The following is a 13,291-nucleotide window of genomic DNA, read 5'->3' as shown; positions in this document are numbered from 1 at the left end:
ACTTCACCCCAAGATGTATTTGGCTAGATACTAATTATTTACATTTTTATCTTTTGAACACAATTTAAATCTAGAGATTAACTCATTCATTGCATATGATTGTCCTGTTAATTCCTCACTTGCTGCTGCACTTTCTTCTGAAGTAGCGGAGTTAGATTGTATAACTGCACTAACTTGTTCTATAGACTCTCTTATTTGGTTTGCAGATGCAGATTGATCTGATAAATTACTAGATATATCATCCACTATTTTAGTTGCTAAGTTCGTATTACTTACGGATTCCTCCAATGATTTCGCTGTATCTTCAGCGATTTCACTTCCTACATTTATAGCATTTACAGTCTCTTCTATAAGTAGGGCTGTATTTTTTGCTGCCTCAGCACTTTTAGCTGATAAATTTCTTACTTCATCTGCAACAACAGCAAATCCTTTACCTGCATCTCCTGCTCTTGCTGCTTCAACTGCTGCATTTAATGCAAGTATATTTGTTTGGAAAGCTATATCATCGATTATTTTTATTATTTTACTTATCTCATTAGATTTTAAATTTATTAATTCTATAGCTGACATCATCTCTTTCATTTTTGCGTTACTATCTTGCATTTTTTCCCCAGCTTCTTTTACTACCTCATTTGCTTTATTGGCATTTTCAGAACTACTATTAATCTTGTCTGAAACATCTTCTATTGATGCTGATAGTTCTTCCACACTAGCTGCTTGCTCTGACGATCCTTGTGCTAATGATTGTGCACCCATAGAAACCTCATTTGCTCCAGATGCAACTTGATTAGATGTAAGTGTTATATCTTCCATCACTTCATTTAATGATTTGATTATATTGTCTGAAGAATTTTTTATACTAACAAATTCACCTATGTAATTAGCATTTGTTTTAACAGTTAAATCTCCTTTTGATATGGACGTTAATACTTCGTCTATATCGTATATTATTTCTGACATATTATTTACAAGGTCAGATGTTGCACCTGCTAGAACTTCAATTTCATCGTTAGTATTTACAGATGGTACTGGTGATGATAAATCTCCTTGTGATAGAAGTTTTATTCTATCCACGCAAGCTATAATAGGATTTACTATATTATTTGCTGATCTTAGAGTTATATATATTCCTAATGCTAGAGCTATTATTATAAATAATACTATTATTTTTCCTCCATCTAAAATAGCTTGCATAAATTCAGATTTTTCTACTGTTATTGCAATATTCCATCCATTTGTATTATCAATTGGAGCATATCCTACAAATTCTTTGCCCTTTGCACCTTTAAACTCTTTAACACCTGTATTTCCATTAATCATGTCTTTATATATCTCTGCTAAAGGCTGTAATGATTGGTCTTTATTTGCTGCCTCTATTACATTGTATTCTTCTTTTACCAGTTGTTCATTACTGTTTCCTATATCAGTTCCTTTAGAATTTACAATAGCTGCTTTTCCTGTTTCTCCAATTTCCACACCTGAAGCAATTTCAGATAAAACCATTGCATCAGTAATAACACCTACAACTCCTTGAACTTCTCCATTTACTATTATAGGTGCAGTTGTAGTCAAAATAGCTTTACCCTCTTCTCTATCTATTACAATATCATTTGTTAATGCTTCTTTCTTTTCCATTGTGTCTGTAAAATACTGTCTATCAGAAAGATCCAAACTACTTATTAAATCTACACCATCTTTCCCAATTATAACCATATCATAAATATCTGGGTGCATTTCATAAATTCTATTTACTTTATCAAGCATCTTTTGTTTATTTTTCTTTGATTTGTCCCTTGTCACATTTACAAATGCATCATTAGCAGACATTTCATTTGCCAATTTTCTATATACTTCTAACATATTATCAATTCTGTTTGATGTTGTTCCTACTGTTTCTTTGAGTATTTTTTCTACACTTAATTGCGTACTTTTATATGAAGTTAATAAAGATACTGTACCAATTACAACAGCCATCACCATAAGTGTAATAATTGACGAAAACAATAATTTTTGTTTTATTCCAAGCTTAGTATCATTTTTAACCTTATTTTTTTTAAAAAACCTCCTCAAATTTTCTAATTTAAATCTTTTATTTATCATGCTTTTTCTCCCTTAGTTGATTTTATATTTTATAGTATGATAAATTTAACCCACCCCTTTCCTTAGATAATATCTCGAAACTATAAATACACTTTATTCATTATCGGAATGAATAAAACTTACTTTATAGTTAAGTCTAAATTTTATTTTAAATAATATAATAATCAAATAAGGTATACACAATTTTGTGTATACCTTTAAAATCAAAAAAGATGCCAACATTACTATCAGCATCTAATCTCTATAAGCAAGTTTCTATTTTTAATTTAAAAAGGAGCCATTTAGGCTCCAATTAATCTGCTAGTACTAGTTCTTCTTTCTCTTTTGTAGTAATATTTAATACATGATAAATTATATTTATAACTATATTAGAAATTAATATAACTATAGTCCCATACATAAAATGATTAAGATGGCTTCCAATTTGTATAGGTGAGGAATTCATAAATCCGTAATTTGAATGTGCCATGCAATTAAACATAAATATAACTACACAGTATATATTAGTAAATGCTAATATTTTTTTTAAGTCTATTTTTGATATTACAACTTTCTTTACATATAAAACATATATACTTCCCCATAGCAAAAACATATGTCCTACAAAGTAAGATACAGTAGTTATATGTGGAAATATAAAAGGATCTATATCTGCTGGAATTACTAAAGCAATTATTGAACCAACTATTCCCCAATAAGCTCCAAGTTTCATTAAGGCTACTTTGTTAGAAAGTAATCCTGTGCTTAGGAATAATATTGCTATTCTACAATGATATAGAGGAAGTCCTTGTGTCAAAACATTGTAATTAGTAGTAATATACCACATGTATAATACTACTTGCTGAACAATTAAAACTCTTCCTATAAAAATTTCAAATCTACGATTTTCTTCTTTATGTTTAATGATCATATAACTTATAAAAGTTGACACTATTAATATCAATATATGAGATAATCCAAATTGTACAAATTTTGTATTATCAGGAACTCCTCTAAAAAAGTATTTTAGATTGTGCATCATATTGGCTCCCTTTCTTTCTAAATTTTTTTCTTAAATTATTTATATTTAAATCTCTACTAATTGATTTCATTACAATGCATATTCCATTTATAGAAATGCGTTTAGAAATTTAAAACTTAAGTTAAATGCCTTGAATATTATATCATAAATTTATAAAATTTTCATAAGGTTATATTTTTATGTTTTATTTAAATTATTTTTCATCTTCTAAATATTAACAATATAAAAAGTTCTTGATAAAATATCAAGAACTCTTTGATTTAATATAAATTAAGATTATTTATAAATATTAATAACTTACCCATATTACATTTTTTCTAAGCTATCATCAATATACAACTCTACATCATCTTTTTCTATTCCTAATGCAATTGAAAACTCACCTTCAATTAAATTTTTAGCAGTTCTCATAAACTTATCATCCATTTGACTAAGTTTTTTTCCATTAGTAGCTGCAGCGTTTTTCTTATCTTTAAGAGTTATCATTACAGTCAATAAATCCATACAATCATGATTCTTTAATAATTTTTTATAATACTCTTGCAATTCTCTTACACTTTTTTTATCATGGTCAATTTCTTTTATTGATGGAATTTGCTCAATTAATTTATGAACTTCTTCATATGATACAATTGGTCTCATAAATACAGTAGTATCAATAGGCGCAAATACTGTTCCATTTTCATGCATTGGTTTTAGGGTATAATAAGTTTTTCCTTTACTACTCCCACCAATGCTTAACTCACTTATATCATCTACCCTACAAACACCATCATTTCCATAAACAATAAATTCTCCAATTTTATACATATTCATTCTCTCCCATCTTATTTTTTATTTACATTTCCAGCTAACCTACAAAGTGTTTAAAAAAAAAGACCCTATGAAGGATCTTTTCCCGAAACAATGTATATTAACAATGTATATTATTATAATATAGTTATGTTTTCTGCTTGAGGACCTCTAGCACCTTTAACTATATTAAAGCTTACTTTTTGACCTTCTTCTAAAGTTTTGTATCCATCAGTTTGTATAGCTGAGAAATGAGCGAATACATCTTCTCCACCTTCAACTGTTATAAATCCAAAACCTTTTTCACTATTAAACCATTTAACTATTCCGTTAGTCATATTAATTCTCCTATCAAAACCTCTACAGAGGTTTTTTACCATTTTGTATTATTACAATAATTATATTATAGCACAGTTTGAAATAAATAGATACAATAATTATAAAATACTTAATTTTCTATTTGTTTATTAAGCTTTCACGTATTATTTCAAACTATTCATTAAATCCTCGAATTCATCAAAATGAAGTGATTGCATTCCATCTGACAATGCTTCACTTGGATTTGGATGAACTTCTATCATTAAACCATCGGCTCCACAGGCCATTGCAGCAAGAGACATTGGTTTTACAAGTTCTCTAACTCCCGTTCCATGACTTGGGTCTACTATAACAGGTAAACCCGTTTCCCTTTGTATAATTGGAACTGCAGCTAAATCAAGTGTGTTTCTAGTATAATCGTTATAAGTTCTTATACCTCTTTCACACATTATAATCTTTTTATTGCCTTCACAGGCAATATACTCAGCTGCTCCAATCCATTCACTTATAGTTGCTGAGATTCCTCTTTTTAACATAACAGGCTTGTCTTGTTTTCCTACTTCCGTAAGTAAGCTGAAGTTTTGCATATTTCTTGAACCTATTTGAATTATGTCACTTACTGCATAAAGTTTTTCCAAATCTCTGACGTCCATAAGTTCTGTGATTACAGCTAATTTAGTCTCTTCTTTTACTGCTTTTAAAATTTCTAAACCTTCTTCTTTTAATCCTTTAAATGAGGATGGTGACGTTCTTGGCTTAAAAGCCCCACCCCTAAGTATATTAGCTCCTTGTGATTTGACAAATTTAGCAGTCTTTAAAAGTTGGTCATAACTTTCTATTGCACAAGGTCCTGCCATTATTACTTTGTCTTTTTTGAATACTATTGTTTTATCACATGAGAGTACTTCTAAATTTACATCCTCATGGAAAAGTGTTTTTTTCATGAATATTAAGCTCCTTAATTTTTCTTTAGTAAATATATTTATATATAAGATATTATCTGTTTAAATACTTCATTATTTGAAGGATAAGCTATTTCATCAATTTGTGAAATTTTCATAGTTTTCATTAAACTGTTTGATATAAATGCAAAATTAAAGTTCTTAATGTCTGCCAGTTTTATTTCTCCTTCTATAACTTCAATATTTAATTTTTTACAAATATCTAAGATTTTTCTTTTCATTATACCATTTAAAATGGGTAACTCATCATGTGGAGTATAAATTTTATCTTCTTTTATAAAAAATATATTACTCATAGAACATTCTAATATAATATTTTCATAATTTACAAATAATCCATCGTCAAAATTATTTTCATTAGCGTATTTTTTAGTATAAATATTTTCATAGTAATTTGTAGTTTTATGCTTGTATATTATACTATCGCCTCTTTTTATAGGGGATATTGTTAGCTTAAATCCTTTGTTATAAGTTTCTTCATCATAAGTTATAGGTCTAGTAGAAATATTATAACCTTCATCAAATACAGTTATTCTTAATGCTTTGTTTTTTATTTTATTATCATCTATATAATTTAAAATAGCATGTGTTAAAAATTCCTTATGATATTTAATATTCATATTTAGTGATTCAATAGATTTAAACATTCTATTCATATGTAAATCTAGATCAAGTGGACCCTCTTCAACTTTTATTGTTTCAAATAAGCCAATACCAAACTTACTTAGCTCACTATTAAAACTTACATTATTCTTCATAGTAACCTCTTAAAGCCTTCATTATAGACTTTGCTTTATCAAGTGTTTCTTGATATTCTTCACTTGGGTCGGAACCCCATGTCATACCTCCACCTACTTGAAAATACACATCATCTTCTTTTTTTACAACAGTTCTTATGGCTATATTTAAATCCATATCTCCATTAAACCCAATATAACCTATGGAACCTGTGTATGCATTTCTTTGAGTTGGCTCTAACTCATCTATAATTTCCATTGCTCTAATTTTTGGTGCTCCAGTTATTGATCCTCCTGGGAATGTGGCTTTTATTGCATCTACTGCATCTTTGTCATCATCTAACTCTCCAACTACTGTTGCAACTAAATGATTTACATTGGCATATGGCTCTATTACAAATAGTTCTGGTACTTTTACACTTCCTATTTTTGATATTCTTCCTATGTCATTTCTTTCTAGATCTACTATCATAAGTAGCTCTGCCCTATCTTTTTCGCTATTTCTCAATTCTTCTTGAAGTTTTAAATCTTCTTCTTTGTTTTTCCCCCTAGGTCTTGTTCCTTTTATTGGTCTTGTTTCTAATTTTTTATCTATACACTTTATAAATCTCTCTGGAGAATTTGATAAAATATTAAGATCATCAAAGTTTAAGTACGCTCCAAAAGGTGCAGGACTTACTCTTCTCAAATCTCTGTATAATTCATAACTAGATAAAGTAGTTTTCCCACTAAATCTTTGTGTTAAGTTTGCTTGATATATGTCTCCATTTTTTATATATTGTCTAACTTTTTCAACTGAATTTTCAAATTCTTTTTTCGTAAAATTAGATGAAAGTTTTGTTGGAGGTATCTCTTTTTCTTCATAGCAAATTGGATTTACTCCATTTATTTCAGCTTCATTAATTTTATTTTCAATATTTAAAACTATACTTTCTTCTTTTTTCACATCTAAATCTGGTGTGGCTATATATGTTTTTTCTTTTAAATGATCAACTACTATTACATGATCGTACAAACCAAAGTACATATCATAACCATTTAAATCGTCTTTTGCACTTCTTGGTAGATTTTCTATGTAATTTCCTAAATCATAAGACAAGTAACCTACTGCGCCTCCTATAAAAGGAAGGTCTGTATTATTTTCTACTTTATATCTATTTAACTCATCTTGTAAAAAATCAAGTGGGTTTTCCTTACTGTTTTTATATTTTAAAGTTTTGAATGGATTGCTACTAATAAAAGAATATCTGCCTAATTTGTTTTTATCCATAGCACTATCTAAAATAAAACTATCTTTTTCATCTTTAATTATGGTAAATATCTCAAAAGCACTTAGTTTAGTATTAATTTCTTTTATCATTTTACACATATATCCTTTCTCTAGCTTCTTTTATAAAGTTTCTAAGTATTTCATGACCTTGTTCTGACAAAATAGCCTCTGGATGAAATTGCACTCCTTCTATAAGATAATTCTTATGTCTAATACCCATTATCTCTCCTTCATTTGTCAAAGCAGTTATTTCTAAATCATGTGGTAAATTTTCTTTGTCCACTACTAAAGAATGATATCTTGTTACATTTAGTGGGTTGTTTAAATCTTTAAATACACCTTTATTATTATGTTTTATAGAATGAACTTTTCCATGTACAGGCTCAAGTGCTTTTACTACTTTTGCTCCAAAAACATGTCCTATAGTTTGATGTCCTAAGCATATACCAAGGATTGGCTTTTTTCCTTTAAAGTGATTTACCACATCTATACATATTCCTGCCTCTATAGGTGAACATGGTCCTGGTGATAAAACTATTATTTCTGGATTTAAACCTTCTATTTCTTCTAAGGTTATTTCTTTGTTTCTTCTTACTACGATTTCTTCGCCTAATTCTCCTATATATTGAACTAGGTTATATACAAATGAGTCGTAGTTATCGATCATAAGAATCATGTAGGTACCCCCCTAATATAATGTGTAATTTTTAACAATCTTCAATATAATTATAGTATAATTTCCCTATAATGTGTTTATATGTTTAAATTTATTATAAATGATTTTCAGATGATATTTCCTTCGCAAACATCTCTACATAAACTCCTTTCTATATACTTATAATCTTTAACTTAAAAAGGAGCCATTCAGGCTCCAATTAATCTAAATAAATATATTATTTTAACTACTAAATCTTCTCTGTTTCATAATCACAAGAGTCACTGCCAATATAGCTACTGCAAATCCAAGCACTATGAGCATACTATAAATTATAGGAGTTACATTTGTATTAGTGAAATTAACTAATACCGAAATCTCTTCATTTGCTTTTATATACCAGTAGGTAGGGTTAAATTTTGCTATAGAAATTACTGTTTCTCCTAGGTATTCCTGCGGTACAAATACTCCACTTATAAAACTAAATCCCAAAGATACCACATTGGCTGCTGCTGACATTGCACTTCTAGTTTTAACTATGGTAGAAATAAGTAGACCTACACTTAGTGCTGCTAAAGTAAATATAAATGAGTTTACTAAAAATAAAATTCCATTCATGCTAAACATATAACCTTTGTACATTATGAGACTTGCTAATATCATAATAAGCCATGCGACTATTGCATAACTAATATTGCCTAATACCAGTTGAAAGTTCAGACTTCTCATTGTTAATGCGGAAGATAAATTTCTCATTTTTAAATCCTTATTTTCAAAAGTTAACATAACTGCTGTTACTCCAAGTATTAATATTGCAAACATGGAATAAGCCAGATAGTTATAATAATTTTTACATCCTGAATTACTCACATATCCATTTTCGTAAGTGCTTACTTCTACATTTGTGCTATAGTCTAAATCCTCACTTATATACTTTACAAGTTCTGACTGAGATATATTTCCTAAAGCTAGAGTATATGTTTTTGCAGTATTTAAATATCTATTTATTAAATTGTCTATATAAACTTCACTGGCTGAGTTTGGTCTTGTATTTTTTTCAATAGTTACTTTTTCACTATTATTTAATATTTTTCCTGTAAATCCTTTTGGTATTGTTACTATATACTCCACTTCCCTAAAATAAAGTGCATCTTGTAAATCTTCTTTAGTCTTTCCTATATCCACAATATTTGTATTTACACTAAGGTATTCTTTTAATCCATCTACTATTTTTGAATCTTCATCTTTATTTATAAATGCTATATTTACTTTTGTATCCTCAAAATTCATATCCTTTGGATTTTGATTAGAATTTCCAAGTGCTATTGCAAATACTACAAACACTACCATATATATTGAAAGTTGACCTAAGTTTCTACGAATAACTTTAAAAAAAGCTTTATAAACTTGCATATTTTTGCCTCCTTAAAACTAAATATGTGATTCCACTGAATACTATTGATAATATACAAAGTAATCCTATATTTATAAAATACTTAGTTGTAGTATCGTAATAGTATAGTGAATAAAATGAATCTGCTATTAGATTTACAGGATTAATATAACTTAATATAGGCATTTTTGAGTTTATAATATATTTCATTTTATCGTACATCATACCTGATAAAAATGACATGGTCATACTTGTTCCTACTAATATACCTATCTTGACTCCCTCTGATTTTTTAAGAGCTACTCCTAAACATGTTCCAAAAGATACTCCCGTAATAGTTCCTATAACACATGTTAATAATATATATCCTATCTGATCTGATAAACTTACTTTTAATACAAAAGAAATGTATGCCATAAGTACTCCAATGTCAAACAATTGAACTGTTGTTGCAGCTGCCATAGATGACATAAATACTTTTAGTTTATGTGTTGGAGCTACACTAACTCTAGCCCCCTGTGGAGATTGATTAGCTTGAATTTGAGATATTTCTTTAAGCCCTAAAAATCCACCATATAAACAAGCCATTGCAATAAGTGTGTAAAAATAATTTATACTTTCGTTTATGGAGGTTTTGCTTATTGCTACTTCTTTAATATAGTCTGTTTTTTTGAATAAATTATCTACGCCTATACTTTGCATTACCATTGGATTTTCTTTTATAATTCTTTTTATTGTAGATTCTGTTTGTTTATATTCATCTACAAAACTTTTTATTATAGTCTGGTTTATTCCACTATCTTTTACTACTATGTCTATATCTTTATCTAAATATAAATATCCATCTATTTTATTATTGTCTAATAAGTCCTTTGCCTTAACTTCTGAAGTGTATTTTACATTAAATAAAGGATCATCACTTTCTCCCACTGAAACTGAATTTATAACATCTATAAATTCTTTATTATCCTGTTCTTTATCCTTTACAATAGCTATATTTACTGCTGAAAAATTTTCAGCGCTTGAAAGATTTGAAAAAGATAGATTAAATAGTGTTGCTAATAATATGGGAAATAATAATGTCCAGAACATCATATTCTTATCTCTTATAATACATTTAAGCCTATATTTATAATTATGAAAAAACAATTTTTCTCCCCCCTTAATCCCTTAATGCTTTTCCTGTAATTTCTAAGAAAACATCATTTAATGTAGGTGGTTCTGAATAGATTTTACCTATTTGCACATTATTATTTCTTAGATAATCTATTACAATTGATAAATTATTTTTCCCTTTACTTGATTTAACTACTAGGTGATTGTCTCTGTATTTTACATAATTTATATTAGGTAGTTTTCTTAGTCCTTTTATAACTTCTTCTTCTATTTTAAAAGTTTCAACTGTAATTGTTTCTCCACAGTTTATCATCCCTTTTAATTCTTCACTAGTTCCTGTTGCTATTACTTTGCCTTTATCCATAATTGAAATATTTGTACAGATTTGTTCTACTTCTTCCATATAATGAGATGTATATACAATTGTAGCTCCTTCTTTATTTAGTTTTTGTATTCCTTCTAAAATATTATTTCTACTTTGAGGATCTACTGCTACTGTTGGCTCATCTAGAATTATTAGTTTTGGCTTATGGGCTACTCCACAAGCTATATTTAACCTTCTTAGTAATCCCCCACTTAATTTTTTAGGATAAAATTTTTTATATTCATCAAGTCCAACAAATTCTATGGCATCTTCCACATATTTTTTTCTAAGATTTTTATCTGAAATATATAAACCACAGAAGTAATCTATATTTTCATATACTGTTAACTCTTCAAATACAGCCACATTTTGCATTATTACTCCTATGTTTCTTTTTATATCATAAGCTTCTGGGCTCATTGCTTTCCCATAAATTTCGATATCACCTTTGTCGTATTCTAATAAAGATAATATACAATTTATTGCTGTACTTTTTCCTGAACCGTTCGGTCCTAAAAGACCAAAGACTTCTCCTTCTTTCACTTCTAAATCTAAATGATCTAATGCCAGTAAATCATCATATCTTTTAACAAGGTTTTTAACTTTTATAACCATATTTATTCCTCCATAAATCTCTTATTTAAGCAACAGATTTGCCTTAGTTAAATTTTCACCTTTAACCTTTTTATACTTTTATTGTATTAGATTTTAATGTAATGAATAAGTGACTAGGCTCCAAAACACTTGTGACAAATGTAATAATATTATTGTTGCAATATGAATCTAATGATAAAATCATTTTAAGAGATTGTGAATTGAGGTGATTATGCATGAGTAATAGATTAATTGATAAGGTTATAATCTTATTTATTTGTTTATCAATTTATTTACATAATGTGGCTAATACTTATTTGATTGTCCCCATACTTATATGTGTGTTTTTAAGTTCAATTATTAGTTATAGAGATAATGGAAAAGTCTTAATTATACTTTCTATGTGTTTCTTGATTTTATGTTTTTTTAATTCAGACTATTTATTTTTTATCCCACTTATGTGCTATGACTTAATTTCATATAAAATAAAATGGTTATGGCTGTTCTTAATTTTTCCTATTTTAATATATAGTTTTGAAATAAGTCCATCATCAATATTTTTAATCCTTGCTTATACTTTTATTAGCTATATTCTAAATTATCGTACTAAATCTTATGAGCATATTAAGAAAAATTATTATTATATAAGCGATAGTGCCAATGAGCTGTCTATGAAGTTTGAAAACAAAAATAGAGAACTTTTGGAAAAGCAAGATTATGAAGTTAATTTAGCCACACTTGGAGAGCGTAATAGAATTGCTAGGGATATTCACGATAATGTTGGTCATTTGCTGTCTAGATGTATCCTTCAAATTGGAGCACTTTTGGCTATTAATAAGGATGAAAATATTAATTTAAATCTTAGACTTGTAAAAGATACTTTGTCTGAGGCTATGGATAGTATTAGAAGTAGTGTTCATGATTTACATGAAGATGCTGTAGATCTTCAAGTAGAAATTCAACAATTAGTTGATAATTTTAAGTTTTGCTCCATAAAACTTGATTATGATCTAGAGTCAAATCCCATAAAGAAAATAAGATATAGTTTTATTTCCATAACAAAAGAGGCTTTATCTAATATTATAAAACACTCCAATGCTACGGAAGTTTCTATTTTTCTTCGTGAGCATCCTTCTCTATATCAGCTTGTTATTCATGATAATGGTAGTAACATTAAGTATAATAGTGAAAATGGAATTGGTATAAAAAATATAAAAGATAGGATTGCTTCCATAAATGGAAGTTTAAATATAAGTACTGACAATGGTTTTAGGATTTTTATTTCTGTTCCTAAAAAATTAGATTAGAAGGGATGTAAAATATGCGTGTATTAGTCGTCGATGATGATAAATTAGTATGTGTTTCTCTAAAAACCATACTTGAAGTTGAAAATGATATAGAAGTAGTGGGTACAGGATGTAATGGTAATGAGGCTATAGAGCTTTATCATAAGCTAAATCCAGATATCCTGCTTATGGATATTCGTATGGACGGTTTAACCGGACTTGAAGCAGCCGAAACTATTTTAAAAGAAGATAGTAATGGTAAAATATTATTTTTGACTACTTTTTCTGATAATGAATATATAATCAGTGCTTTAAATATTGGTGCTAAGGGTTATATTATAAAACAAAACTTTGAGTGTATAGTGCCATCACTAAAGGCAGTTAACGCTGGTCAAAATGTTTTTGGTGATGATATTATTTCTAAAATCCCTTCTCTTCTTGATAATTCTAGTTCTGCTGATTTCTCTAAATTTGGAATTACCCAAAAAGAGCTGGAGGTTATTACTCTTATAGCTGAAGGACTTAGTAACAAGGAAATTGCTAATATTCTTTTTTTAAGTGAAGGTACTGTTAGAAATACTCTTAGTAATATTTTACAAAAGTTAAACTTGAGAGATAGAACTCAGGTGGCTATTTTTTATTATAAAAACATATAAAATTCGCTTTGCTTAAGCCACTGCGTG

General features: G+C 28.2%; 13 protein-coding genes. 2 read left to right on the top strand and 11 right to left on the bottom strand.

The features are described 5' to 3' along the window. Positions 1–30: 30 nt before the first annotated feature. From K0039_RS08280 to K0039_RS08230, 11 genes are all read right to left on the bottom strand, one after another. Positions 31–2,100 (bottom strand): methyl-accepting chemotaxis protein, encoded by a 2,070-nt coding sequence (locus tag K0039_RS08280; protein WP_228104580.1) that lies wholly within the window; start codon positions 2,098–2,100, stop codon positions 31–33. 292 nt (positions 2,101–2,392) lie between these two features. After that, positions 2,393–3,121, bottom strand: coding sequence for a YwaF family protein (locus tag K0039_RS08275; RefSeq protein ID WP_228104579.1), 729 nt, complete (start codon positions 3,119–3,121; stop codon positions 2,393–2,395). 306 nt (positions 3,122–3,427) lie between these two features. Further along, positions 3,428–3,931 (bottom strand): CarD family transcriptional regulator, encoded by a 504-nt coding sequence (locus K0039_RS08270; RefSeq protein WP_228104578.1) that lies wholly within the window; start codon positions 3,929–3,931, stop codon positions 3,428–3,430. Positions 3,932–4,050: 119 nt separating this feature from the next. Beyond that, positions 4,051–4,251, bottom strand: a complete 201-nt coding sequence (locus tag K0039_RS08265) for a cold-shock protein (RefSeq protein WP_228104577.1) — start codon at positions 4,249–4,251, stop codon at positions 4,051–4,053. 144 nt (positions 4,252–4,395) lie between these two features. Further along, on the bottom strand, positions 4,396–5,175 hold the full coding sequence (gene aroF, locus K0039_RS08260) for a 3-deoxy-7-phosphoheptulonate synthase (RefSeq protein ID WP_228104576.1): 780 nt from the start codon (positions 5,173–5,175) through the stop codon (positions 4,396–4,398). Positions 5,176–5,213: 38 nt separating this feature from the next. Beyond that, complete coding sequence (locus tag K0039_RS08255) at positions 5,214–5,951, bottom strand: aminotransferase class IV (RefSeq protein ID WP_228104575.1); 738 nt, start codon at positions 5,949–5,951, stop codon at positions 5,214–5,216. Continuing rightward, entirely contained in the window at positions 5,941–7,290 is a 1,350-nt protein-coding gene (pabB, locus tag K0039_RS08250) for an aminodeoxychorismate synthase component I (protein ID WP_228104574.1), read from the bottom strand. The genes K0039_RS08255 and pabB overlap by 11 nt, the downstream gene beginning before the upstream one ends. A gap of 1 nt (position 7,291) precedes the next feature. After that, positions 7,292–7,876: an anthranilate synthase component II gene (locus K0039_RS08245; RefSeq protein ID WP_228104573.1), complete on the bottom strand. Its 585-nt coding sequence runs from the start codon at positions 7,874–7,876 to the stop codon at positions 7,292–7,294. Positions 7,877–8,098: 222 nt separating this feature from the next. Further along, complete coding sequence (locus K0039_RS08240; protein ID WP_228104572.1) at positions 8,099–9,268, bottom strand: ABC transporter permease; 1,170 nt, start codon at positions 9,266–9,268, stop codon at positions 8,099–8,101. Then, entirely contained in the window at positions 9,255–10,397 is a 1,143-nt protein-coding gene (locus tag K0039_RS08235) for an ABC transporter permease (protein WP_228104571.1), read from the bottom strand. The genes K0039_RS08240 and K0039_RS08235 overlap by 14 nt, the downstream gene beginning before the upstream one ends. Before the next feature lie 13 nt (positions 10,398–10,410). Continuing rightward, a complete protein-coding gene (locus tag K0039_RS08230; protein WP_228104570.1) occupies positions 10,411–11,343 on the bottom strand; it encodes an ABC transporter ATP-binding protein in 933 nt (310 codons plus the stop codon). Positions 11,344–11,558: 215 nt separating this feature from the next. Here K0039_RS08230 and K0039_RS08225 point away from each other — a divergent pair, with 215 nt between their 5' ends. Beyond that, a complete protein-coding gene (locus K0039_RS08225; RefSeq protein WP_228104569.1) occupies positions 11,559–12,629 on the top strand; it encodes a sensor histidine kinase in 1,071 nt (356 codons plus the stop codon). A gap of 14 nt (positions 12,630–12,643) precedes the next feature. After that, a complete protein-coding gene (locus K0039_RS08220) occupies positions 12,644–13,264 on the top strand; it encodes a response regulator transcription factor (RefSeq protein WP_228104568.1) in 621 nt (206 codons plus the stop codon). The last annotated feature ends 27 nt before the right edge of the window (positions 13,265–13,291 follow it).

Origin of the sequence: Terrisporobacter mayombei, from assembly GCF_020748465.1 — a bacterium.
GTDB lineage: Bacteria > Bacillota > Clostridia > Peptostreptococcales > Peptostreptococcaceae > Terrisporobacter > Terrisporobacter mayombei.
This window is presented reverse-complemented; position numbering and strand designations above follow the sequence as displayed.